Below are 24,567 nucleotides of genomic sequence, written 5' to 3'. Positions count from 1 at the left end.
AAAGGCAGGTATCAAGGGTCTGGGCCTGATGGTGAACACGCCGTGAGCCGTCTCCACCGATACCGGCCGCGTCGGCCGGCGCTCAGCCTGTACAGGTTATGCTTTCCCGGCATGATCCATCTTGCTTCCAGATCCCCCCGCCGCCGTGAGCTGCTTGCCCGGCTGGGCGTGCCATTCGAGGTGCTCCAGCTGGACGTGGCCGAGTGCCGGCGGCAAGACGAGGCGGCCGAGCCCTACGTGTGTCGCGTGGCCGGTGAGAAGGCCAGGGCCGGGTTGCTGGATCGTGCCGGCGACCCGGATGCATTGGTACTGGGTGCCGATACCGAAGTGGTGCTGGAAGGCGAAGTGTTCGGCAAACCGGCCGATGGCGCCAATGCTGCCGCGATGCTGCGACGCCTGTCTGGCCGCACCCACCAGGTAATCTCGGCGGTGTCGCTGGTCTCGACAAACCGGCAATTGCAGGCGGTGTCGATCTCCGAGGTCACCTTCGCGGTGCTGACGGAGGCCCGCATCCAGTCCTATGTCGCCGGCGGCGAGTCGTTTGGCAAGGCCGGTGGGTACGCCATCCAGGGCTTTGCTGAGACATTCGTGACACGTTTGGCCGGCAGTTATTCAGGGGTGATGGGTTTGCCGCTTTACGAGACCAGCTGTTTGTTGGCGCAGTTCGACCTGGGTTCGGCGTCGACTCCCGACGCGATCAGCGCGGAGGCGACATGAGCGAAGAAATACTGGTCAACGTGACGCCGCGCGAGACTCGGGTGGCGGTGGTCGAGAACGGCATGCTGCAGGAGCTGCATATCGAGCGTGGCTGGGCGCGCGGCGTGGTCGGCAACATCTACAAAGGCCGGGTGCAGCGGGTCATGCCGGGAATGCAGGCGGCGTTCATCGATATCGGGCTGGAGCGCGCGGCATTCCTGCATGCGGCCGATATCGTCAAGCCGACGCCGTTGGGTGATGGCGACGAGACCGACCTGCCAGCGGTCCCGACCCGGCCCATCTCCGAGCTGCTGCGCGAGGGCCAGGAAATCGTCGTGCAAGTGGTCAAGGACCCGATTGGTGGCAAGGGGGCACGCTTGTCCACCCAGATCAGCATTCCTTCGAGGTACCTGGTGCTGCTGCCCAATACCCGGGTGATCGGGGTGTCGGCGCGGATCGAGGACGAAGTCGAGCGCGCACGCCTGAAAGCACACGTCGCCGCCCTGACGCCGGGCGAGGACCTGCACGGATATATCGTGCGCACCAATGCGGAAGGCCAGCCAGAAGAGGCGTTGGGCGAGGATATTGCCTATCTCAGCCGGGTCTGGGAGCTGATCGGGGAGAAGTCCCGGAGTGCACGCGTCGGTGAATGCGTCTATGAGGACCTGACTCTGCCGCTGCGCGCGGTGCGCGACCTGATCCGGCGCGACGTGGAGAAGGTCAAGGTGGACTCGCGCGAAACCTTCGATCGGCTACGCGCGTTTGCGGCCCGGTTCATGGACTCCACCGGCGCCGCCGACGGCCCGGGGCTGGTGGAAAAGATCGAGCACTACGCCGGCGCCCGACCGATCTTCGACCTGTACGGGGTGGAGGACGAGATCCAGCGCGCGCTGGACAAGCAGGTACCGCTGAAATCCGGCGGCTACCTGGTGATCGACCAGACCGAGGCAATGACCACGGTCGACATCAACACCGGTTCTTTCCTGGGCCAGCGCAACCTGGAGGAGACGGTTTACCGCACCAACCTGGAGGCGGCGCAATCGGTCGCCCGGCAACTGCGGCTGCGCAACCTGGGCGGCATCATCATCATCGACTTCATCGACATGACCGATGCCGAACACAAGCGGCAAGTGCTGCGGACGCTGGAGAAATCGCTGGCCAAGGACCACGCCCGCACCACGGTGTATGACTTCTCGCCGCTGGGACTGGTGGAGATGACCCGCAAACGCACCACCGAAAGCCTGCAGCGACAACTGAGCGAGCCATGCCACGAATGCAACGGCCGCGGGACCCTGAAAACGCCTGAGACCGTGGTCTACGAGGTGTTTCGGGAGATCGTCCGGCAGGTGCGCCAGTTCGATGCCGAACGCCTGCTGGTGATTGCCTCTCCGAAGGTGGTCGCCAGGATCACCGATGAGGAGTCGGCGGCGGTGGCCGAGCTGGAGGAGTTCCTGGGCAAGTCGGTCCGGTTCCAGCCTGATGACCAGTACGCGCAGGAGCAGTTCGATGTCGTGCTGCTCTGACCGCCAACGCCAGCGCTGACATGCCGACTGCGTTGCGCCGTCGCTTGCGCCACGCCCGTCGCGGGCTTGGCTACGCCGTTGCCATCACGTTGGTGTTGGTGGCGCTGGTGCTCGGCCTGGCCAGTCAGGTGTTGCCGCTGGCCGAGCGCAACCCCGATCAGGTTGCGGCGTGGTTGAGCCAGCGCGCCGGTCGGCCGGTCGCCTTTGATGCGGTGGAGACGGCATGGACGCGCCGCGGGCCATTGCTGCAACTGGAGAACCTGCGCATTGGCAACGGCGAGCAGGCGTTTACCGTCGGCGACACCGAGATGCTGGTGTCGATCTACGCCGGCCTGCTGCCGGACATCCCGTTGTCGGAACTGCGCCTGCGCAACCTGGAGCTGACCGTGGAGCGCCTTGCTGACGGTCGCTGGCAGGTGCGCGGACTGCCTGGACAACAGCAAAGTGGTGGTGATCCGTTCCAGGCGCTGGAAGGCTTGGGCGAGTTGCAGGTGATCGACGGCGCGCTAAGAGTGCTGGCGGCGGATGTCGGCGTCGACATCACGGTGCCGCGGGTCGATTTGCGCCTGCAGGTCGATGCCGACCAGATCCGCGCCGGACTGCGCGCTTGGCCGCAGACGGTAGCGGGCGAGGTGGCCACGCCAATTGACTCGGTGTTGGCGTTCAACCGCCACAGCGGCGATGGGCGCGCTTACGCGGACGCGGATCGGGTGGATCTGACCGAATGGTCGCCGCTGCTGCGACTGGCTGGAGTCACGATACAAGGTGGCCAGGGGCGCGTTGAAGCCTGGATGACATTGCGCGACAAACGCGTCGCCATGGTGACCCTGGACACCCTGCTGGAGGACGTCACCCTGAGCGGCGCGCCGGTCGCATTGTCCGCCTCCGCCTCCGCCTCCGCCTCCGCGGACGCGCGTGCCCAGGGCGCCGCGGTTCCGGTGGCACGACTGGAGCGCTTTGAAGCCCGTGCACGCTGGCAACGGGTTGACGGTGGCTGGCGACTGGATGCGCCGGCCCTGAGGATCGACGCCGACAATCAGCAGCACGTGTTCGATGGCCTGCTGCTGGCCGGTGGGGACCATTACGCTTTGGTGGCCGACCGGCTCGGGCTGGCACCACTGGTCCGTATCGCGGCATTGAGTGACCGGCTGCCGACGCCGCTGCGGCGCTGGCTGCTGCAGGCACGCCCGTCGGGAACATTGCGCCAGGTCGAGTTGCATGGCCGTCGCGATGGACCGCTGCGCATGGCCGCGTCGATCGAAGCGCTGGAGTTCCAGCCGGTCGCCGACAGTCCGGGCCTGCGTGGCCTGGCGGGCAGGCTGGAAGGTGACGCGTCGGGTCTCAGCCTGCGGCTGGACAAGCGCCAGCCGGTGCAATTCGACTGGCCGCGGGGCTTCGGCATGGTTCACGAGATCCGCCTGGACGGGGTGATCACGGGCTGGCGTGAAGGCGACGGTTGGCAGGCAGGTACGGCCGGGCTGCGGGTCGATGGCGAGGACTTCGGTGCCGATGCGCGCGGCAGCCTGTGGTGGCAGGGGGACGGCACGCGACCCCGGATCGACCTCGCTGCGACGGTGGACGAGACGGCGGTGCCGGTGGCCAAAAAATTCTGGGTCCGCCACAAGATGCCGGAGTCGTTGGTGGAATGGCTTGATGGCGCGCTGGTGGCAGGAACCGTCGTTGGTGGTCGGGCGTTGATCTCGGGCGATCTCGACGATTGGCCGTTTGTCGACAACGACGGCCGCTTCGAAGCGCGCGCACGTATCACCGATGCCACCGTTGCCTTCCACGAAGGCTGGCCGGCGGCAAGCGGGCTGGATCTGGAAGCCAGCTTCATCGGCAACGGTTTCAGTCTCGATGGCCGGGGCACGCTGGCCGGCATCGAGGTCCCCGCGATCCACGCGGCCATTGACGATTACGGTGACGGTGCGCTGACCGTGGAAGCCAGCAGTAATGCCGATGTCGGCCAGTTGATCGGCCTGCTTCAAGACAGTCCGCTGCACGAACTTCAGCCCGAGACCTTCGATGCCATTACCGGCAGCGGTGCGGCCAAGACCGATTTCCAGTTGGTGCTGCCAATGGGGCGCGGCAAATTTTCGATCCGGGGTGCGGTCGCACTGAGCAATGCAAAACTCGCCGACCCGCGCTGGGATCTCGCCTTCGACGCGGTCAATGGGCAGGTGCGTTATTCGCGCAATGGTTTCAGCGCGCCGGAGCTGCGGGTTCGGCACGACGGGCGAGCGGGTACGCTTTCGTTGAGGGCCGGCGAGGGGCTGGTGCGTCACCCGGGGAATATTTTCGAAGGCAAGCTGGTCGCCACATTTGGCAGTGACGCCTTGCTGCAGCGCGCGCCTGAGCTGGTCTGGTTGGCACCCTACATGGACGGCCGGTCGCAATGGTCGGTCGAACTCACGGTACCCAAGTCGGCTGCGGGTCAATCGACGGCAACGCGGCTTCGGCTGGAATCGGATTTGCGCGGCACCGCGCTGAGCCTGCCCGAGCCATTGGCCAAGCCTGCCGACGAGGTGCTGGTGACGAGCGTGGAGACTCCGCTGCCTTTGGGCAGTGGCGAGATCCAGGTGGCCCTGGGCGACGTATTGGCCCTGCGTGCGCGCACCGTTGGTGGCAGTACCGGGGTGCGTGTGGAGCTGGGAAGCCGCGCCGTCCAGCAGGCGGCACCGGCATCGGGACTGGTGGTCAACGGACGCGCCGACACATTCGATGCGATCGGATGGGTCGGGATGGCACGCGGCGGTGGCGCCGGTAACAGTGCAATGGCGTTGCGACGCATGGATGTCACCGCCCGTCGCCTGCACCTGTTGGGAGGCAACTTCCCGCATACCCGGTTGCTGGCCGAGCCGGTTGCGAACGGCGCGACCCGCGTGCAGTTCGAAGGCGAGGCGTTGCGAGGCGATTTGCTGGTGCCGACGGCGGCCGGCGCCGTGGTGACCGGAAACTTCCAGCGGGTGCATTGGCAGCCCATCCCGGCGCCAACACCCGTGGCGTCGCCGACCTCGGTACCGGCCGTGACCACCGGCACGGCTGACGCCATCGATCCGCGTCGTATCCCACCCTTGTCGCTGGATATCGCCGACCTGGGCATCGACGGTGCCCGGCTGGGCACTGCGCTGGTGCGCACCCATTCCATGGCGAGCGGGCTGCAACTTGAGCGGTTGCAGATCCGTGCACCCGGGCAATCGATTGATGCCAGCGGCAGTTGGGTGGGAACCGGTGCAACCGCACGCACCCAACTCAGCGCCAAGCTGCAAAGTGAAGACCTGGGCCAGTTACTGGCCGACTTTGGTTTCGCCGCGCGGCTGGAAGGCGGTGAGGGAAGCGCGCAGCTGGAAGCCGGCTGGAGTGGAGGCCCGGCGCAATTCGGGGTGGCGTCGCTTGCCGGCCGTCTCCACCTGGATGTTCGCGATGGCCGGCTGCTCGAGGTCGAGCCGGGGGCGGGCCGTGTGCTCGGGCTGCTCAGCCTGGCCGAATTGCCACGGAGATTGACCCTGGATTTCGGTGACTTCTTCTTCAAGGGCTTCGCCTTCAACCAGGCCGGCGGTGATATCCGCTTCGCCGGTGGCGAGGCAAGCAGCGACAACCTGCGTATCGACGGGCCCGCCGCCCGGATCAATATCCACGGATCGGCCAACCTGCGCGCGAAGACCTTCAATCAGACCATCGAGGTACTGCCCAGGACGGGCACCCTGTTGACGGTGGCCGGTGCGCTCGCCGCCGGTCCGGTCGGCGCGGCAATCGGCGCCGCCGCCAATGCCGTTCTGCAAAAGCCGTTGGGGCAGATCAATGCCAAGACCTATCGGGTCACCGGCCCGTGGAGTGACCCAAAGGTCGAGGTCATCAGCCGCGAGCAGAGTCGGGTGGCCGACAAGCCGGTTCCAAACGGTTGAAGCGCGGGCCCATCGGCCGCATATCGTCTCTCGTTGCCGCGTTTTCCGGCGGTACTCCCCAATTTCCCCTATCCGAGCGCCCCATGACCTTACCGCTGCAACTTGCCGAATCCCGTCTCCTGTTGCCGGCCGGGCTTGACGCCAACGCACTGGAATCCACATTCGGCACCTTGCTCGGCCCCGGCATCGATTTTGGCGACCTGTACTTCCAGCACGCCCGGCGCGAGAGCTGGACGGTGGAAGACGGCATCGTCAAGGACGGCGCCCATTCCATCGAGCAGGGCGTGGGCGTGCGTGCGATCAGCGGCGAGAAGACCGGCTTTGCCTATTCAGACGAGATCAACAGTGCGGCGTTGATTGCCGCGTCCAGTTCTGCACGTGCGATCGCGCGTGACGGGAACTCGGTCACCACCCGGTCGCTGGTACGCAGCAACGCGCACGCGCTGTATGCGCCGGAGGATCCGATCGACTCGCTGGCCAACGAGGACAAGGTCGAGGCGCTGCGCCGGATCGACCAGCTGCTGCGCGCCGCCGACCCGCGGGTCAAGCAGGTGATGGTAAGCCTGTCCGGCGGCGTCGACACCGTGCTGATCGCACGCAGTGACGGCGTGCTGGCGGCCGACGTGCGCCCGTTGGTGCGCTTCAACGTGCGGGTCATCGTCGAGCACAATGGTCGCCGCGAGTCCGGTTCCACCGGTGGCGGTGGCCGCTACAGCTATGCCGAGTTGTTGGCCGACGGCAAGCCCGAGGCCTGGGGCCGGGAGGCGCTGCGTCAGGCATTGCTGAACCTGGAGGCGGTCGACGCGCCGGCCGGGGTGATGCCGGTGGTGCTTGGCAACGGCTGGCCCGGTGTGCTTTTGCACGAGGCCGTCGGCCACGGACTGGAAGGCGACTTCAACCGCAAGGGCACCAGTACCTACGCCGGCCGAATGGGGCAGCGCGTGGCTTCGCGCGGCGTCACCATCGTCGACGACGGCACCCTGCCGGGCCGCCGTGGCTCGCTCAACATCGACGACGAGGGTCAGCCGACCGAGTGCACCACCCTGATCGAGGACGGCGTGCTGGTCGGCTACATGCAGGACAGCCTCAACGCGCGGCTGATGGGCATGAAACCGACCGGCAACGGCCGCCGCGAATCCTTCGCCCACCTGCCAATGCCGCGCATGACCAACACCTACATGCTGGCCGGCACGCATGACCCGGAAGAGATGATCCGCTCGGTCAAGCGCGGCCTGTACGCGGTCAATTTCGGCGGCGGCCAGGTCGACATCACCAGCGGCAAGTATGTGTTCTCGGCGACCGAGGCCTACCTGATCGAGGACGGCAAGGTCACCGCGCCGGTCAAGGGCGCGACGCTGATTGGCAACGGCCCGGAGACCATGCAGAAGGTGCGTATGATCGGCCATGACCTCGCGCTGGATGAAGGTGTCGGCGTCTGCGGCAAGGACGGCCAGAGCGTTCCGGTCGGTGTTGGCCAGCCGTCACTGCTGATCGACGGCATCACGGTGGGCGGCACCCAGGCGTGAGCGCCTGCCGCCCGTCGGACGCGGTGCTAAAGCGTATCGCTGTCGTCGTCTGCGACAGGCGCGTCCTCACGGGCCGCGTCATCGGCCAGCATCATCGCCCGCAACTGCCGGAACAGCTCACGGAACGCGCGCGGCGGCTTGTTGCGCTTGCGCTCTTCCAGCGTGTTGCGCACCAGTTGCCGCAATCCCTGGCGGTCGGCATCGGGGTGCAGGTCGAGCAGCTCACCCAGCGCCACGTCACCTTCGGCCAGCAGGCGGTCGCGCCAGGCTTCGACCCGGTGCATCGCCGCGGTCTCACGACGAGCGGCGTCGCCTTTCTCGTCGAGTGCGTCGCGCAGCGCCTCCAGCGTCTGGTCATCTTCGCGGCGCAACTGCTTGGCCAGGAACGCCATTTGCCGCTTGTGCGCGATGTGGGAGGTGATCCGGCGCGCGTCACTGATGAGCGGCAACAGCGACTCGGGAACCGGCATCCGCGCCAGTTGGGCCTCCGTCAGGGCCACCAGTTGCTGGCCCAGCGTCAGTACCTCCAGCGCATCGCGACGCTGCTGGCTGCGGCTGTCGCCGCGAAATTCGCCGGTTTCTTCGTCTTTGCCACGCATCTTCAACATCCACGTCATTTCGAATTGCAAGGATAAGACATTGAACGACATCACTCCCGTCCCCGTTGACGCGGCCGTGCCGGCCGACACCGCCAGTTCTGCCCGCCTGGACATGCTCGCCGGGCTGTCCGCACGCTTGCTTGAGCGCGCGCAGGCCAATGGCGCCGACCAGGCTGAGGTGTCCTGTTCCGAAGATACCGGGCTCAACGTCAATGTCAGGATGGGCGAGGTCGAGACCGTCGAGTCGACCCGTGACCGCGGCATCGCGGTGACCGTCTACTTCGGTGGCCGCAAGGGCAGCGCCTCCACCGCCGACCTGCAAGAGGAAAGCCTGGCCGCGACCGTCGATCAGGCCTGCGCGATTGCGCGCCACACCGAGCACGACCCGGCGGCGGGATTGGCCGATGCGGCGCTGATGGCGACCGATATCCGCGAGTTCGACAGTTGGCACCCATGGGCGATCGAAGCCGACCAGGCCATCGACCTCGCCTTGGCCTGCGAGCAGGCCGGCCGTGACCTCGACCCGCGCCTGGAAAACTCCGACGGCGCCTCGGTCGGCAGCGGCAGCAGCCTGTCGGTGTATGCCAATTCGCACGGCTTCGTCGGCCGCGAGCGCAGCACCCACCACAGCCTTGGTTGCGCGCTGATTGCCGGCCGTGGCGCGGACATGCAGCGCGATGGCTGGTACAGCATCGCGCTGGCAGCCGACGAGCTGGAGTCGGCGGCAGCGATCGGCCGCAAGGCGGCGCAGCGGGCGTTGTCGCGACTGGCTCCGCGACAGATCGCGACCGGCCAGTACCCGGTGTTGTTCTCGGCGGAGATGGCCCGTTCGCTGATCGGCCACCTGCTCGGAGCGGTCTCCGGTGGCGCGTTGTACCGTCGCGCGAGCTTCCTGCTCGACAGCGCCGGCACCCAGCTGTTTCCCGACTGGTTCGCGATCGACGAGCGGCCGTTCCTGCCGCGCGGTTTCCGCTCGGCGTCGTTTGATGGCGAAGGCGTCGCTACCCGTGAGTCGGCATTGGTCACCGGCGGCGTGTTGCAGCGCTATGTCCTGGGCAGTTATTCGGCGCGCCGACTCGGCTTGCAGACCACGGCCAACGCCGGCGGCGTGCACAACCTGCAGGTGGCAGCCAATAGCGGTGATTTCGACGCCATGCTGGCCGGCATGGGGTGTGGTTTGCTGGTCACCGAATTGATGGGGCAGGGCGTCAACAACATCACCGGCGATTATTCGCGCGGCGCGGCGGGCTTCTGGGTCGAGGACGGCAAGATCCAGTACCCGGTCGACGGCATCACCATTGCCGGCAACCTCAAGCAGATGTTCGCCGCAATCGAGGCGGTGGGCAGCGATGTCGACCCACGCTCGCACGTGCACACCGGTTCGATCCTGGTCGGCCGGATGACGGTGGCCGGCGAAGGCTGAGCGCCGGCCGGTTGACCTGCCAATGGGCAACCGACATGCTCCGCTGACGATTCGCCACGGGAGATTTGCATGAACGAGCACGAACAAGGCAACGATCCACTCGGCACGCCACAAGAGCCGGTTGATCAGGGTATTCCCGTGCAGCAGCGGCAGTGGGCGATGTTTTCCCATCTGTCGGCATTGACCGGCATCTTCACCGGTGGCCTGGGATGCATCCTGGGGCCGCTGATCATCTGGCTGGTTCAGAAAGACACCATGCCCTTCGTCGACGACCAGGCCAAGGAAGCGCTCAACTTCAACATCACCGTCGGCATCGTCACGCTGGGCCTGGTGGTGGTCGGGACTGTTCTGTTGGTGATCCTGATCGGCTTCCTGTTCTATTTTGCCGCCTTCGTGGTTGGGATCTACTGGCTGGTGATGACCGTGATCGCGACGATCAAGAGCAATGAGGGTGTCGCCTATCGTTATCCGATGACCCTGCGGCTGGTGAGCTGATTCCTGCGCTTGCCGTCGTGGCCGGCCGTTGAGGTCGGCCAGCATCCACGGGCCCGGGAGTGAATCCCCGGGCCCATTTTTGTTGGGTGGCCGGCAACTGGCGACTGGTAATCAGCGCCGGATCCGCTGGTCGATGTGATCCATCCGCGCGTCCAGCGGCGGGTGGGTGTGATACAGCTGTGACATGCGCGCAGGACGCGTGCCCAGCGCCGCCATTTTCTGCAGGATCGAGTAGAACGCCAGCGGGTCGAAACCGGCCCGGGCCAGATAGATCCCGGCGGCTTCATCGGCGCGGTACTCGGCATCGCGATCCAGGCTGCTCATCAATACCGCCGCGCCGTAACGGTTGACGTAGTCGCGGGCGAAATCGGCCGCAATGCCCCGTGCATGCACCTTCGACATGGCGATATCTTTGCCGACCTTCGCCACCTCCTGCTTGCGGATGACCTGGTAATGGTCGCGCTGGACTACGTGTCCCAGTTCGTGTGCGATCACCGCGGCCAGCTCGGCATCGCTGTCCAGCAGCCCATACAGGCCGCGGGTCACCAGGATGTAGCCGCCGGGCGCGGCGTAGGCGTTGATCTCGCCGTCGTCGATGACTCCGAAGGTCCACGGCAGATCCGGCCGCGCGGTCTGCGAAGCGACCCAGCCCCCGACCAGGTTGACCCGCTGCTGCGCTTCCGGGTTATCCCACAGCGGTGCGGCGCCCAACACCCGGCCGGCCAGTGCAGGGCCAAGCGCGAGCTCCTCGGCGGCGAGCTCGTCTTCGGACTTGCCGACCGCACGGTCGGCTACGCGCATTGCGTTGTCGACGATCGCCCCGCCGCCGAGCCTGGACAGCAGCCCGCGTGCCGCCGACAGAGTCGAGCGCTTCTCGGTCTGGGTGGCCTGGCCGCCAGCGCCACGCGCAGCGGCTGCGTCGGGGCCCCAGGCGATGCGTGCCGGTTGCCAGCCCTGGGTGCGGGCGTGCGCGGCCGCTGTCTGCGGGCTGACCCGGTAATTCTGCATGCGCGAGATTCCGGCGCTGTCGTAGCGCGCAGTGCGCAACGTACCTTCGTTGATGCCGCGCACGCTGGCCGTTTCGGTGATACGGCCTTTGCCGGAATTTCCGGCGAACAGCGCCTGCGCATTGGCCGCCGGAGTTTCGGCAGCGGCGCTTGCCACGCGCACGTCATTCACCCGCACGTAACCGCTGGCGCCATTGGCCAGGTGCAGCTGGTACCACAAGCCGTCCTGGCCGGTGATCCGGACGGCGGCGTTGCGTGACAGGGTCGCGATCTTGTCGGACTTGAAGTCGGGACTGCTGTGCACTTTCACGGAAGATTTGTGGACCACCGCCGGCATCTCCGGCGGTGAAGTGGCCGCGCCGGCAAGACTGCCGGCCACGATGAGCAGAGGGGACAGCAGCGCCGCGCCGATCCGTTTGGTGATGGTATTCATGCAGCTTCTCCATCGGGCACCGGGCCCGTGTGAACAAAGGTGTTGGCGGCCGCCAGCGGCCACTCGGGGAGTTGATTGAAATCCTGGCCAAGCAGGGCGCGCAGCTTCCGTCGGCGGCCTTCGCGTTCGGTGTCGTTGGTGCGGGCGATGGCAAGGCTGGTCGCGAGCTGCGCCCCGGCGGCCGGCGCGCGGTCGAACTCGACCAGTCGGGCATGCAGTGCGTCCATGTCGTTGCGTATGCGGTCGCGCAGTGCATCCTCGCCGGCCCCGTTCCACAGCAGCATGATGGTGTCATCGAGCATCCCGGTCATGACGTGCTTGCGTTCCACCACGCCGTCGATCATGACGATGCCATCGTGGGCGTACACGTAGCGGCGCAGGATGCGACGGTACTCCCGGCGCCGGGTCTTATACGCCCGCGACGACACGCTGGCGTCGGGCAGCAGGCGCAGCCTGACCACGGCGGTCCATGGCTCGGCGGCCGGGTCGTGGTCGGCGGTGTAATCGCTGTTGCCAGCTGCACGGCCACGCTGCACCCCCGAGTACAGTCGGCACACACCAAAACACAGGCTGACAAAACCAACGCTGGCGAAGATGTCAAGGAAGAACCCGAAGAAGGTCAGGCCGGCGAAGGCGAGCAGCAACAACACCGCGTTGATTGCCACGAACACCGAGTCGACGTCCTTGTGCGGTTGGCCGCGCCAGAACACCAGCGTGGTCAGTAGCGTCGCCAAGGCGGCAAGGACGTATTTCAGCCAGCCCGGTGGCATCCGGATCGCGGTCCCGGCGACCAGCGCCTCGGTGGCCTCGGCGAGTACTTCCACCCCTGGTGTCGCTCTACCTACCGGGGTTGGCTTGGCGTCGTTGACGCCGGCCGCGGTGAAGCCGACCAGTGCCAGCGTCCCTTTCAGCGACGGCAGTGGATCGGCGTCCGAATGGCAGATGGGGCGCCCTTCGACAATGTCAGCGGCGCTGGCATAGGGCAGTTGAGAATGGGTGCGCCAGTTGACCCGTAACAGCGGTCGTGTCGGGCGCGGTACATGCCCATCGGCCAACTCCGCCAGGCGCAACGGCAGCGCCGGAATATTCCAGCCGCCGACACCCAGGTACAGGCGGACATCCCGCACCACGCCGTCTTTGCCACGGTCGATGTTGACCAGCCCGCTGTGGGCAGTCATCGCATCGCCGTAGGGCAGTAACAGCGCTATCGGCGGTCCGGGCGAGGTCGCTTGTGCAGTGTCCGGGTAGGCACCGGGTGCGGCATCCGCGGTCAGCGTCGCGCGGGCGTCGAAGGCCGGATGCAGGCGTGAGGCAGCGAACAGGAACCGACCATCGCCGGCGCGGGCCATCGCATTGAGCAACCGGTCACCCTGCGGGTCCTGCGTCGAGGGATCGGCGAACAGGATGTCGAAACCGGCCCCGAGCACTCCGGCCCGGTCGAGGCCGTCGATCAGGTCCGCGTGGCGATCGCGGCTCCATGGCCAGCCGTCTTCCCCGAGGCTGCGGAAGTGTGCGATCGAACAGTCATCGATCTCGACCACGACCACCCGTCCCGACGGTGTGGGTTCCAGCGGGCGCCATTGCACCACCTGGTCGAAGATCGCGTCCTCGGCGGCGTCCAGCGAACGGTCATGGGTCCAGTCCCAGGCCAGCCAGGCGATCGCCACCAGCGCCAGCAAGGGGAAGAACGCGAAGCGCAGCTTCAGCGTCAGCCCCGCCAAAGGGCGCCGATAGCCACGCAGCACCACCGTCCAGGCGTCCATGGCCCAGACGCCCAGGGTGGCCATCGTGGTGTGGAACCATGCCAGCGTGACGCGATCGGGCCTGCGGGCCATTGCTTTACCTTCCTTGCCAGGCAGTATTTTTCATGCCGGTTGTCATTGCCCTCTATCAATAACCACATTCCGGGCTCGCAGAGGACATTCGCCCGGTGCGCGCAGCACCTCCCCCAGCGCGGTGCACACCCGGACGCGTGCGGTGGTGATGCATTCCTCGTCGTCGACGGCGGTGCTGACCACACAGGCCACGCGTACGCTGCCATCGTCGGGCAGCGCGGAGTCCTGTCCTGCCAGATAGGCGTGCAGCGCATCCAGTTCGCGGCGGGCCGAGGCGATCACCTGGTCGCGGTCGGTGCCGCCCCACAGCAGCACCGTCACATCCATCATCGAGTCCCAGAACCAGGTGTCGTACTCGACCACGCAATCCAGCGCGACCGCATCGGTGCCCTTGTACATGAACCGTCGCAGCCGCCGCCGGAACTCACGCAGGCGGCTTTCCAGCACCTTCGGATCCAGTCCCGGGTTGGGGACAAAGCGCAGCCGCGCCATCGCCAGCCAGGGATGCAGGTCGGGATCAAACGATTGCCGATAGTCGTCGTTGCCGATGGCATAGCCGCGCTGGGTGGTCGCGTACATCCGACAGAATCCGAAGCACAACGCGACAAAGCCGATCGCCGCGAAGATGTCCATGAACACCGCAAACCGGGTGACACCCACGTAGGCGAGCGCCAATAGCAGCAGGTTGCCGGCGATGAACATCTCGTCCATTTCCCAGGCGGGTTCACCGCGGAAGAACGCGTAGCCGGTCAACGCCACCAGCAGCGCGGCGAGCACGTACTTGAACCACGCCGGTGGCATCCAGATCGTGCGACTGGTCAGCAATGCCTCGACGGCCTCGGCGTGCACTTCGACCCCTGCCATTACCGGGTCGACCGGGGTCGGCTTGGCGTCGTTGAGGCCCGCGGCGGTATAGCCGACCAGCACCGTGCTGCCTTCCAGGTCGGGCGTCGGCACGTTGGGGTCGCCGCAGACGGGCTTGCCTTCCAGCAGGTCGACGGCGCTGATATTCGGAAGTTTGGTATCAGTGCGCCAGTCGATCCGGATCGTGTCGGGATAGCTGGCCAGCCGCGCGGTGTCCGCGCCCGCGGCCAGGCGCAACGGCAGCGACGGGATAGCCCAGTCACCGACCGTCACTCGTAGCGGGATGTCGCGCAGCACGCCATCGGCACTGCGCGTGACATTGACCAGCGCCGCGTTGCGAGCCATCGCCTCGCCATACGGCAACAACAAGGCGACCGTCGGGTCGTGTACCGGCTCATCGACGACCGGGAATGCCGCCGGCGCCTGGGATACGTGCAACGTCGAGCGGTGATCGTAATCCTGGTGCAGCCGGGTGGCGGCGAACACAAAGCGCCCTTGTCCGCCATCGGCCATAGCCTCCAGCACCGAGTCGGCCATCGGGTCACTCTGCGAGCGGTCGATGAACTGGACATCGAAACCTGCCGCACGCACCCCGGCGCGGTCGAGCAGGTCAAGCAGGTCGGCATGCCGCTGCCGGCTCCACGGCCAGCCGCCTTCGCCGCGCGCACGGTAGTACTCGATCGAGCAATCATCAATGGCGACAATCGCCACCTTTCCGGATGGTTTGGGCTCCCACAGTCGCAACGCGATGACCGTGTCGAAGATCGCATCCTCGGCGGAAACCAGGTGGCGTTGGTGCTGCCAGTCCCAGGCCAGCCATCCCAGCGCAAGCAGCGCCAGCAGGGGGTAGAACCAGAAGCCCAGACGCAGCGCCAGCCCGGCCAAGGGTCTCCGGTAGCCCTTTTCCACTTGCCCCCAACGCTCCACGAAGGTGTGGCCCAGGTTGGCCATCACCCCGTTGATGCGTGCCACTTGCCGTTGCAGGAAGTCCCGGATCACGTTCGTTCACCCGCCTCGTAGCGGCGCATCGGGTAGCGTCAGTTGTCGGAAGCCCCGTGCACTTTGATGGTCTGGCGCGCGAGGATGTTGCGTGACTGGTTGAGGATGTAGCGCACCTCGTAGGTGCCCGGCGCATCGGGCAACTTGAGTTTCAGCGGATTGCCGCTGCGGGTGCGGGTGTAGTTGAGTTCCTCCCTGCTGTCGGCGTCCGGCTCGGCGATGGCGATGTAATCGTCGGTGTAATCCGGTCCGGTCCAGTTCACCGTAATGGTCGAGCCCGCCGGCGCGGTCGCCGGGATCTCCAGCGTCGCCTCCACTGCCGTGACCTCGATGGTCTGGCGCGCGAGGATGTTGCGCGACTGGTTGAGGATGTAGCGCACCTCGTAGGTGCCCGGCGCATCGGGCAACTTGAGTTTCAGCGGATTGCCGCTGCGGGTGCGGGTGTAGTTGAGTTCCTCCCTGCTGTCGGCGTCCGGCTCGGCGANTAGGTGCCCGGCGCATCGGGCAACTTGAGTTTCAGCGGATTGCCGCTGCGGGTGCGGGTGTAGTTGAGTTCCTCCCTGCTGTCGGCGTCCGGCTCGGCGATGGCGATGTAATCGTCGGTGTAATCCGGTCCGGTCCAGTTCACCGTAATGGTCGAGCCCGCCGGCGCGGTCGCCGGGATCTCCAGCGTCGCCTCCACCGCCGTGACCTCGATGGCCTGGCGCTCCAGAATGTCGCGCGTCTTGTTCGAGATGTAACGAATCTCGTAGGTGCCAGTGGCATCGGGCAACTTGAGTTTCAGCGGATTGCCGCTCCTGGTGCGGGTGTAGTTGAGTTCCTTCCTGCTATCGGCATCGGGCTTGGCGATGGAGATGTAGTCGTCGGTCTCATCCGGACCGCTCCAGGTCACCCGCACTTCCGACCCTGCCAGTGCACTGGCAGGCGCTTCGAGCGTGGCTGCCAGCTCCACAATAATAGGCAGCGTCAGGCGGTTGCCACTGGGGCCGGTTTCGATCGCACCGGTGGCGGTGGCACCGTCAGACAGCCGCTTGACGGTCACATCGTGCACGCCGCGTGGGATCTTGGTTTCGACCGTGCCCGATTCGCTCGACTCGAACAGGACTTCGCCAGTTGCTCCGTGCAGGACCGTCCAGGCCAGGCCGTCCTTGATCACCGGGCCGCCATCCTGATCGGTTGCGATCAACTTGATTGCAACCGTTTCAACCGGCGCGGGCTCCGGCTTCGACTCCGGCTTTGGTTCCGGCTTCGGTTCCACCGCTACGGCGCTGACTTGCTGCAGCGCCGCGCTCAGCTCGGCCGCATCGCTGGCCAGCAGCGAAATGCCGCCGGTGCGGTCGGCCATGCAACGCAACTGCTCCTTGGCGGTTTTCTCATCTTCGCCCAGACCGAAGCCGACGGTGTGTACGGTCAGGTCGACGCCATTTTTTTCCAGCGTCGCAGCCACCGTGCACGGGTCCAGTTTGCAAGTCTCCAGGCCATCGGACACCAGGATGACGGTCGCCTTGTTCTCGCTGTACTTCAGTGCCTCGGCGGCTTGTTGGACCGCCGCCGTCATCGGCGTCATGCCCTTGGGGTTGATGTCATTGACCGCCTTGCGGATGGCATCGCGGTCGGTGCCGACCTCGACCAGCGTCTCGATGTCCTTGCAGTCGCCCTTGCGGTTGTGGCCATAGGCGACCAGCCCGAGTCGACGGTTTGCCGGCAGATCATCGAGCAGGTCCGAGATGACTTCACGGGCAATGGTGATTCGCGCCACGCCATCGATCTGCGCCCACATCGAGCCGGACGCATCCAGTACCAGGATGGCATCTTCGGCGGGTGCGGCGGCGGGTTCCTGTGCCAGGGCCGGTGTGCCGGCGACGGCAAAAATCGCGGCGAATGCGGCAAGCAGTCGGCCTGAAATCATCATGTTTTCCCCAAGCGATTTGAATAGCTCCGCTTTACCGTATAGCACGGTCATGCGTCGCGACAAATGTGCGTGGGTCGTGCTCTGGAGTTTCAAGGCCCGGTCGAATGGTACTGCCGCGCCGTGAGGAGGCGTGCGTAAGCATCCTGCGTTTTTGGATCCTGCGCCCCGCGGGACTGCTCCAGTGCGGTATGTGCCTGCAGCAGCAGTGGTTCGGCAATGTCCCATTGCCCTTGTCGGGCCAACGATGCGCCCAGCAGGCTGCGCGCCTCGGCAATCGGCGAGTGATCGGCGGAGCGGGTCAGTTCGCGGATGCGCAGCGCCTCGCGGAACTGCACTTCGGCCGCCGCCGCATTGTCCATCTCCAGGAACAGTTCACCCAGATTCTTGATGCTGGTAGCGGTCCATGCGTGTTCTGCACCGACGCCCTCACGATAGATACCGATGGCTTGCCGGTAGAGTGGCTCGGCGTCGGCCGGGCGATCCCGGTCGCGATACAGGTTGGCGAGGTTGTTCAAGCTGTCGGCGACGAGCAGGTTGTCCTCGCCGAAGACCTTGCGTCGAATCACCAGCGCCTTGCGATAGGCCACTTCGGCCTCGTCGTAACGCCCCTGGCCGCGGAGCGCGCCGGCGAGGGTGTTCATGGTGTCGGCGACGCGGGAATGATCCTCGTCATAGAGCGCCAGGTGCATTGCCAATGCTTCGCGCGCCAGGGTCTCGGCTTCGGCAAAGCGTCGTTGCTCCCGCAGCAGGACAGCGAGGTTTTCGATGCTGTTGGCGATCCGCGGATGGATCGGGCCGAGGTTCTTGCGCCGCATCGCGAGTACTTCGCGATACAGGCTCTCGGCAGCGTCGGTCCGCCCCTGGTCACTCATCAGTGTCGCCAGGTTGTTCAAGCTGGAGACCACATCCGGATGCTGCTCGCCCAGTTGCGCGCGCCGCGTGGCGAGGGCTTGCTGGTACAGCAGTTCCGTCTCGTCGAGCTTGCCTTCGCGGCGCAGGACCGCGGCCAGGTCGTTGCGGATCCTGGCGACCTCAAGATGGTCGGGACCAAACAGTTCCAGACACTGCGCCAGCGCATCGCGCAGCAGATCCTCGGCTTGCTGGTAGTGTCCGCGCGCCCAGGCCAGCACGGCCAGGCTCTGCAGGCTCTGGGCAACATCGCGGTGGCGTGGACCGTATAGCTCCCGGCGCATTTCCAAGGATTGCTGCAGCAGGTCAGCGGCGGTGTCGTACTCGCCCAGGCGCACGTAGATGCCGCCCATGATGTGTTTCATCTGCGCCTGTACGGCAGGCTGGCTCGCCAGCCCGTCATCGAGTTTGGCGGCAGCACGGTCGAGCACCTCGCGCACGGTGACGTCTTCGCCCCGTGCCTGCGACGGGTCCGCCGATTCGAACATCTCAATTAGCAGGCCGGCCACCTCTTCGGCCTTGGCTGCCTCGGCTTCGGCCTTCGCCGCTGCGGCGTTCGCAAGGTCGCGCTCGTGGGCAATGCGGGACACGTGCAGAACCGACAGGGACAGGCTCGCCAGCAGTGCGATCGTTGCGGCGGCCACGCCCCAGCGGTGGCGGCGCACGAACAGCCCGGTACGGTAGGTCCACGTGGCGGGGCGGGCAGCAATAGCCTTACCACCCAGGTGACGCTTGATGTCGTCGGACAGTTTCCCGGCGGACGCGTAGCGGTGCTCGGGCTGCTTCTGCAACGCCTTCTGCACGATGCTGTCCAGATCGCCCTGCAACCGCCGCGCCAGCTGCGTCGGCGTGGTACCGCGCAGTGCGGCGACATCGCCGTCGATCTCGCGCGCGACCTCGCTCGGCGGTGCCGGGTCGTCCTCCAGGATCGCGCGTTCCAACTGCTCATGCGTCGCCGCGCCGGCAAACGGAAGCGAGCCGGTCAAAAGTTGGTATAGCAGGACGCCCAGGGCATAGATGTCGGCGGCGGTGGAGGCATGCTCGCCGCGGATCTGCTCGGGCGCGGCGTAGCGCGGTGTCAGCAGACGTTCGTCGTGTTGTGTCAGCCCTCCCTCGACGAGGCCATGGGTTGCGTTGGGAGCCTGCACGCCGACGCCGTGCGTACGCGGATGGTCTGCCGGCGCGTCTTCGTCGTCGATACCCGCTTCGATGATCCTGGCGATGCCAAAGTCGAGCAGCTTGATCGACGGTTGGCCGAGGTCGTCCTCCTCCACCATGACGTTGCCGGGCTTCAGGTCGCGATGGACCACCAGGTTGCGATGCGCGTAGGCGACCGCGGCACAGATGCTGCGAAACAACCCGAGCCGGGCCGGAAGATCCAGACGCTTGCGGTCGCAATAAGAGGTGATCGACTCACCCTCGACATGCTCCATGATGAAGTAGGGCCGCCCGTCGGGCAGGCTGCCACCGTCAAGCAGATAGGCGATACCGGGATGTTCCAGTTGCGCCAGGATGCGGCGCTCGTCGCGGAAGCGCGCAATCAGCCGGCTGCCGATCCGCTCGCGCACCACCTTGATCGCCACCTGCTGTTCAAACTGGCCGTCACAGCGTTCACCGAGGAACACCGTGCCCATGCCGCCGCGGCCGATCTCGCGGATGATGCGGTATACGCCGATCTGTTCGGGTTGCGAGGCCTGCCCCTGGCCGAGTGCGTCGCGCAGCTCGCCGAAGTACGAGTCGGCTTCGGCGTCCAGCGCCACCAGCCGCTCCACCTCGGCTTTCAGGTCGGCATCGTCTCCACACGCCTCGGCAATCCGCGCCGCGCGTTGATCGGGTGCAAGCTCATCCAGCGCGCCCAGGATCTCTTTTGCGCGTAGCCAGCGCTCGGTGTCCATCACCGGTGTTGCCGCCTGCGTGCCGCGGGTCGAGCGCAGGCGGCGCTCACGACGTTACGGAGGCCGGGGCGGTGGCTCGCGACGGCCCGGAAGGCTGCGTTGTTGGTGTCTTCCGGAGTTCCTGCAAGTCGGCAAGACGGGTCTTGGCAGCACGGGTGTGGGGGTCGTTCTCGCCAAGGGCCTGTTGCAAGGTCGCATACCCGGCTTTCAGCAGCGGTTCGGCGGCGTCCAGTTGACCCTGTGCTGCCAAAGCCTCGCCCAGCAGGCTTTGCGTGTCGGCCACTTTCCAGTGGTCGCCGGGAAGGTTCTTCTGGCGGATGCGCAGTGACTCGCGCAAGGCTTCTTCTGCGGCGCTTGCGTTGTCCGCGAGCAGGTACATCGCACCCTGGTTGCCGATCATGCTTGAGGTCCAGGGATGCTCTGCCCCCGCGGCCTCGCGGATGATGGCGATCGCCTCGCCATACAGCGGTTCGGCGCGCACGTAATCGCCTTGGCCGCGGTACAGGTTGGCCAGGTTGTTGAGGTTGACGGCAATGTGCGGGTGCCCCGGTTCCAGTGTCGCGCGACGCATGGCAAGCGCCTGCTGGAGCAGGGATTCGGCCTCGTCGTAGCGTTCCAGCCTGGTCAGCAGAGCCGCAAGCTGGCCCATGCCGGCTGCGACCTCGGGATGGTTGTCGTCAAACAGCTTGCGTGTCATCGCCAGCGATTCGCGCATCAGTGGTTCGGCTTCCGGGAAGCGTTGCCGTGTGGTCAACAGAACGCCGAGGTTGCTCAGCGTGGTGGCGAGGCTGGGATGAACTGGGCCCAGCAGCTCGCGTTGTTGGGCGAGGGCCAGGCGGTAGTACTTCTCGGCCTCCTCGAATTCGCCCTTGGCGACCAGCAGCACGGCCAGGGTGTTGCGGACGGCCATCAGGGCTTCGGGAGCGGCTCCAGGTGGCGTGCTGGCCGTGGCAAGGGCCGCGCGGAGCAATGTCTCGGCTTCGTCGTTTTTGCCCTGGCGCTGCAGTGCCCCACCAAGGTCGTGTTGCGTGGAGGCCACCTGCAACGGGTCGGGGTGGGCCAGCTCCAGGCGCCCGGCCAGCACGTCGCGCAGCAGGGTCTCCGCCTTGTCGTCCTGCTGGCGTCGCAGCGCCAGCGTCGCCATGGCCTGCATGGTGTCCAGCGCCTCAGGATGGTTCGGGCCATGGCGGTCGCGTTGCAGCGCCAGCGCCCGGGTCAGCAAGGTTTCTGCCTCCTCGTATTTGCCCAGGCTGGTGTAGACGGCGCCGACGATGGCATCCATTTTTGCGCGGACGTCAGGCTGGTCGGCCAGTTCCGTCTGCATTCTGTCAGAGGCTTGTTCCAGTACCTCGCGTACGCTGATCTCCTCGCCCCGGGCCTGCGCCGGGTCGGCCGACTCCAGCATGCTGACCAGAAGACCGGTGACCTGCCGGGCCTTGGTCGCCTCGATGCGCGCCAGATCGCGTTCGTGGGTGATGTTGTTGACGTGCAGCGCGGCAGAGGCCACGGCAGCGATCACGACCAGCGCAGCTGCGGCCACACCACGCCGGTGCCGACGCAGGAACACGCCGGCACGGTATGTCGCCGTACCCCGCCTGGCAGTGACTGTTTCGCCATCGATGTGGCGCCGGATGTCATCGGCCAGTTGCCCGACCGATGCGTAACGCTGATCCGGGTCGCGGTGGATGGCCTTGAGCACGATGCTGTCGAGGTCGCCGCGAAGCTGGCGCGCGAGTTTCCCTGGCGTGGTGCCCCGAAGGGCTGCGACGGCGGCATCCTCGCGGCTCGCGGTCAGACTGGGCAGTGCCGGCGAGTCCTCCAGAATGGCGCGCTGCATGTCCCCGGGTGTGGACACGGCGGCCCCAAAAGGGTGCGTGCCGGTCAGGAGCTCATGCAGCAGCAGGCCCAGTGCATACACGTCGGAGGCCATGGTGGCCTGTTCGCCGCGAATCTGTTCGGGCGCGGCATAGCGTGGCGTCAGCAGCCGCTCGCCATGTTGGGTCGAGGCGCGTGCGGTCAGGTCGGCGGCCGGGACTGGTCGGTTTTCCGCCTCGCCGTCCCCGTCCCGCTCATTGTCGTCCGCGTCATCACCGAGCCCCTCGGCGATGATCCGGGCGATACCGAAGTCCAGCAGCTTGATCGTCGCGTCGCCCCGGCGATCTTCCTGCACCATCACGTTGGCCGGTTTCAGGTCGCGATGGATGACCAGGCTGCGATGCGCATGGGCGACGGCCGCGCACACGTCGCGGAACAATCCCAGCCGGGCACGGACATCCAACTGCTTGTGGTCGGCATAGGTAGTGATTGACTCGCCCTGGACGTACTCCATGACGAAGTAGGGGCGGCCGTCGGCGAGGCTGCCGCCATCGAGCAGGTAGGCGATGCCGGGGTGTTTCAGCTGGGCGAGGATGCGGCGCTCGTCACGGAAGCGTTCCAGCAGGTTGCCGCCGACGCCATGGCGCACCACCTTGATCGCCACCTCCTGCTTGAACTGGCCGTCGTTGCGCTCGCCGAGGTACACCGTGCCCATGCCGCCACGGCCGATCTCGCGGATGATGCGGTAGGCGCCGATCTGCTCCGGTTGCGCAACCTCCCCCTGGCCCAGCGCGTCGCGCAGCTCGCCGAAGTACGAGTTGGCTTCGTCGTCCAGCGCCACCAGCCGCTCCACCTCGGCTCTCAGGCCGGCATCGTCTCCGCAGGCTTCGGCAATCCGCGCCGCGCGTTGATCGGGTGCAAGCTCATCCAGCGCGCCCAGGATCTCTTTTGCGCGTAACCAGCGCTCGGCGTCCATCACCAATGCTGCCGCAACTCGCCATACAACCACGCGCGTGCGGCGCTCCAGTCGCGGGTGACAGTGCGCCGGGTGATGCCCAGCGCGTCGGCGGTTTCCTCCGCGCTGAGGCCGCCGAAAATGCGGCATTCCACCACTTGAGCGGCGCGCGGATCGACATCCTTCAATCGCTCGAGCGCTTCGTCCAGTGCCAGCAACTCCTCGCTGCGTTGCTCCGGTATCAGCAGCGCCTCCTCCAGCGGCAAGTGTGCCTCGCCGCTACCGCGCTTCTGCGATGCCTGGCGCTGGGCATAGTTGATCAACAGATGCCGCATGGCACGCGATGCGACGGCCAGGAAGTGCGAGCGGTTCTCGTACTCGCTGCCACAGCCCACCAGCTTCAGGTAGGCCTCGTGCACCAAGGCAGTCGCGTTGAGGGTCTCGTTGCCATTCCATCGCGCACGCTGCTGATGCGCGATGGTTTGCAGCGCGTCATAGACACGCGCAAACAACTCGTCATGCGCGTTGGCATCCAGCTCCTCGCCGCGGTGCAAGGCGTTGAGCAGGCGCGTCACGTCGCCCTCGATGGGTGCAGGCAATGCGGACATGGTGTTCGGTGGTACCCCCTCGGTCGCCGCCAACTTAGGCTCCCGGAAACGCAAAAGCAAATCCGATGTCCTCTCCCGGGCAGCTTTCCGGTAGTAATGGGTTGGACACCAATCCTATCGAACTGGAGAACACCAATGAGAGCATCCTGCCTTTCTGCCATTGTCGCGACCGTGGCACTCCCGCTTATTACTGCCTGTGGAGTTGCCGGCGACAGTGGTGGGCAAAGCATGGCTCAAATCACGTCGACGATAGAAAAGTCCGGGTTTACCTGTGAAGTGATGAAGCGACATCCAAAGGCGGCTTCCCAGGCCAGGCAATGCCGAGCGAATCAGGACAAATACATCATTCTCACGGTCAGTCAATGGAATGACCCGAAGGAACGCGATCAGATGTACGGACACCGGCTTCCCAAGATATGCGACACGGTCGGCCTGAAGGATCAAGTCCGGTGGTCGACCTCAGATAACTGGCTGCTGGTAGCCGGTGGCGGCAAAGAAAAGGACGTGAAAGCACTCGACGAGGCAACCGCCGCGCTTGGCTTCGAGCCGCACGCAGTGGCATGCCAGTAAGAAAAAGATCCTTGTCACGTGAAATCAATTCATCCGAGGGGTGTGTCATGAATAAATCAAGTCGAAACAGTGGCGCAAAGATCGTCATTCCAATGATCGTCGCGTTCATCGCCGGTGGCGCCCTTGTCGGCTGCTCTGGCGCCGGCCAGGACGAGCCGGCCAGCGCACCGCCCGTAGCCAGCGCAGACGGCGTCCGGCCCGACGCCGCGCCCACATCGGATACGGCAATGCCCGAGCCGGCGTCCAAACCCTTGCCGGAGGGGTATCCCGGCAATGCTGCGCCGATCTACGAGCCCTCCACGATCACGCACGTCTTCAAGATGGGATCCGGCGCGACGCTCAAGTACATGGTCACGGCACAGACCGGCGATAGCGTCGATGTCGTCGCGGCATCGCTTGCCGATGACTACAAGGCGCAGGGCGCCGAAGTCTCCGAGACGCCGTTGAACGAGGAAGGCACCGGCCAGGTCGTAGCGTCCAAGGATGGCTACGGCATCATCATGACCTACTCGACGGGTGACACGCCCGGCACCACCAACATCACCTACGACGTGCACAAGCAGAGAGGCCGCCGTTAGAAAAGGTGTGGGCAAATCCG

General features: G+C 65.9%; 17 protein-coding genes. 8 read left to right on the top strand and 9 right to left on the bottom strand.

What is annotated here, in order from left to right; translation table 11 throughout:
• Positions 1-111 precede the first annotated feature (111 nt).
• From ACW5DN_RS06850 to tldD, 4 genes are all read left to right on the top strand, one after another.
• Positions 112-717 carry a Maf family protein gene (locus tag ACW5DN_RS06850; protein WP_456961979.1) on the top strand — a complete coding sequence of 202 codons (606 nt, stop codon included), beginning with the start codon at positions 112-114 and terminating at the stop codon, positions 715-717.
• Positions 714-2,219, top strand: a complete 1,506-nt coding sequence (gene rng, locus ACW5DN_RS06845) for a ribonuclease G (protein WP_456961978.1) — start codon at positions 714-716, stop codon at positions 2,217-2,219. Before ACW5DN_RS06850 ends, rng begins: the two co-directional genes overlap by 4 nt.
• 20 nt (positions 2,220-2,239) lie before the next feature.
• A complete protein-coding gene (locus tag ACW5DN_RS06840; RefSeq protein ID WP_456961977.1) occupies positions 2,240-6,124 on the top strand; it encodes a YhdP family protein in 3,885 nt (1,294 codons plus the stop codon).
• An 83-nt stretch (positions 6,125-6,207) separates the two neighbouring features.
• On the top strand, positions 6,208-7,650 hold the full coding sequence (gene tldD, locus ACW5DN_RS06835) for a metalloprotease TldD (protein WP_456961976.1): 1,443 nt from the start codon (positions 6,208-6,210) through the stop codon (positions 7,648-7,650).
• A gap of 26 nt (positions 7,651-7,676) precedes the next feature.
• Here tldD and yjgA read toward each other — a convergent pair whose 3' ends face one another.
• Positions 7,677-8,249, bottom strand: coding sequence for a ribosome biogenesis factor YjgA (gene yjgA, locus ACW5DN_RS06830; RefSeq protein ID WP_456961975.1), 573 nt, complete (start codon positions 8,247-8,249; stop codon positions 7,677-7,679).
• A gap of 112 nt (positions 8,250-8,361) precedes the next feature.
• Between yjgA and pmbA the strand changes: the two genes are divergently transcribed.
• Entirely contained in the window at positions 8,362-9,672 is a 1,311-nt protein-coding gene (gene pmbA, locus ACW5DN_RS06825) for a metalloprotease PmbA (protein ID WP_456962981.1), read from the top strand.
• Between the two features lie 159 nt (positions 9,673-9,831).
• On the top strand, positions 9,832-10,167 hold the full coding sequence (locus tag ACW5DN_RS06820; RefSeq protein ID WP_456962980.1) for a DUF4870 domain-containing protein: 336 nt from the start codon (positions 9,832-9,834) through the stop codon (positions 10,165-10,167).
• Positions 10,168-10,278: 111 nt separating this feature from the next.
• On the opposite strand, the gene ACW5DN_RS06815 is transcribed toward ACW5DN_RS06820, so the two are convergent.
• The 8 genes from ACW5DN_RS06815 to ACW5DN_RS06780 all read right to left on the bottom strand — a co-directional run bounded on the left by ACW5DN_RS06815 (position 10,279) and on the right by ACW5DN_RS06780 (position 23,399).
• The gene (locus ACW5DN_RS06815; protein WP_456961974.1) at positions 10,279-11,607 is read right to left on the bottom strand and encodes a M48 family metalloprotease; all 1,329 of its coding nucleotides are present in this window, start codon (positions 11,605-11,607) and stop codon (positions 10,279-10,281) included.
• Entirely contained in the window at positions 11,604-13,442 is a 1,839-nt protein-coding gene (locus tag ACW5DN_RS06810) for a CHASE2 domain-containing protein (protein ID WP_456961973.1), read from the bottom strand. The genes ACW5DN_RS06815 and ACW5DN_RS06810 overlap by 4 nt, the downstream gene beginning before the upstream one ends.
• Before the next feature lie 42 nt (positions 13,443-13,484).
• Complete coding sequence (locus tag ACW5DN_RS06805) at positions 13,485-15,305, bottom strand: CHASE2 domain-containing protein (RefSeq protein WP_456961972.1); 1,821 nt, start codon at positions 15,303-15,305, stop codon at positions 13,485-13,487.
• A 38-nt stretch (positions 15,306-15,343) separates the two neighbouring features.
• Positions 15,344-15,712 (bottom strand): hypothetical protein, encoded by a 369-nt coding sequence (locus ACW5DN_RS06800; RefSeq protein ID WP_456961971.1) that lies wholly within the window; start codon positions 15,710-15,712, stop codon positions 15,344-15,346.
• 8 nt (positions 15,713-15,720) lie between these two features.
• On the bottom strand, positions 15,721-17,214 hold the full coding sequence (locus ACW5DN_RS06795) for a vWA domain-containing protein (protein ID WP_456962979.1): 1,494 nt from the start codon (positions 17,212-17,214) through the stop codon (positions 15,721-15,723).
• Between the two features lie 92 nt (positions 17,215-17,306).
• On the bottom strand, positions 17,307-20,021 hold the full coding sequence (locus ACW5DN_RS06790) for a tetratricopeptide repeat protein (RefSeq protein ID WP_456961970.1): 2,715 nt from the start codon (positions 20,019-20,021) through the stop codon (positions 17,307-17,309).
• A 46-nt stretch (positions 20,022-20,067) separates the two neighbouring features.
• Positions 20,068-22,812 (bottom strand): tetratricopeptide repeat protein, encoded by a 2,745-nt coding sequence (locus ACW5DN_RS06785; protein WP_456961969.1) that lies wholly within the window; start codon positions 22,810-22,812, stop codon positions 20,068-20,070.
• Positions 22,812-23,399, bottom strand: coding sequence for an ECF-type sigma factor (locus ACW5DN_RS06780; RefSeq protein ID WP_456961968.1), 588 nt, complete (start codon positions 23,397-23,399; stop codon positions 22,812-22,814). Before ACW5DN_RS06780 ends, ACW5DN_RS06785 begins: the two co-directional genes overlap by 1 nt.
• A gap of 135 nt (positions 23,400-23,534) precedes the next feature.
• On the opposite strand from ACW5DN_RS06780, the gene ACW5DN_RS06775 reads away from it, so the two are divergent.
• Positions 23,535-23,969, top strand: a complete 435-nt coding sequence (locus ACW5DN_RS06775; protein WP_456961967.1) for a hypothetical protein — start codon at positions 23,535-23,537, stop codon at positions 23,967-23,969.
• A gap of 47 nt (positions 23,970-24,016) precedes the next feature.
• Entirely contained in the window at positions 24,017-24,547 is a 531-nt protein-coding gene (locus ACW5DN_RS06770) for a hypothetical protein (protein ID WP_456961966.1), read from the top strand.
• The last annotated feature ends 20 nt before the right edge of the window (positions 24,548-24,567 follow it).

It is taken from the genome of Lysobacter sp. A289, from assembly GCF_054072675.1.
Note: the sequence above shows the minus strand (reverse complement) of the source record. Positions and strands in the feature narration are given on the sequence as shown.

Excerpts from the sequence above, each read along its gene's own strand:
- ACW5DN_RS06810 (WP_456961973.1), bottom strand. The coding sequence starts at position 13,442 with ATGGCCCGCAGGCCCGATCGCGTCACGCTGGCATGGTTCCACACCACG.
- ACW5DN_RS06775 (WP_456961967.1), top strand. The coding sequence starts at position 23,535 with ATGAGAGCATCCTGCCTTTCTGCCATTGTCGCGACCGTGGCACTCCCG.
- ACW5DN_RS06780 (WP_456961968.1), bottom strand. The coding sequence starts at position 23,399 with ATGTCCGCATTGCCTGCACCCATCGAGGGCGACGTGACGCGCCTGCTC.
- ACW5DN_RS06785 (WP_456961969.1), bottom strand. The coding sequence starts at position 22,812 with ATGGACGCCGAGCGCTGGTTACGCGCAAAAGAGATCCTGGGCGCGCTG.
- ACW5DN_RS06820 (WP_456962980.1), top strand. The coding sequence starts at position 9,832 with ATGTTTTCCCATCTGTCGGCATTGACCGGCATCTTCACCGGTGGCCTG.
- ACW5DN_RS06840 (WP_456961977.1), top strand. The coding sequence starts at position 2,240 with ATGCCGACTGCGTTGCGCCGTCGCTTGCGCCACGCCCGTCGCGGGCTT.
- pmbA (WP_456962981.1), top strand. The coding sequence starts at position 8,362 with ATGCTCGCCGGGCTGTCCGCACGCTTGCTTGAGCGCGCGCAGGCCAAT.
- rng (WP_456961978.1), top strand. The coding sequence starts at position 714 with ATGAGCGAAGAAATACTGGTCAACGTGACGCCGCGCGAGACTCGGGTG.
- ACW5DN_RS06770 (WP_456961966.1), top strand. The coding sequence starts at position 24,017 with ATGAATAAATCAAGTCGAAACAGTGGCGCAAAGATCGTCATTCCAATG.
- yjgA (WP_456961975.1), bottom strand. The coding sequence starts at position 8,249 with ATGCGTGGCAAAGACGAAGAAACCGGCGAATTTCGCGGCGACAGCCGC.
- ACW5DN_RS06850 (WP_456961979.1), top strand. The coding sequence starts at position 112 with ATGATCCATCTTGCTTCCAGATCCCCCCGCCGCCGTGAGCTGCTTGCC.
- ACW5DN_RS06790 (WP_456961970.1), bottom strand. The coding sequence starts at position 20,021 with ATGGACACCGAGCGCTGGCTACGCGCAAAAGAGATCCTGGGCGCGCTG.
- ACW5DN_RS06815 (WP_456961974.1), bottom strand. The coding sequence starts at position 11,607 with ATGAATACCATCACCAAACGGATCGGCGCGGCGCTGCTGTCCCCTCTG.
- tldD (WP_456961976.1), top strand. The coding sequence starts at position 6,208 with ATGACCTTACCGCTGCAACTTGCCGAATCCCGTCTCCTGTTGCCGGCC.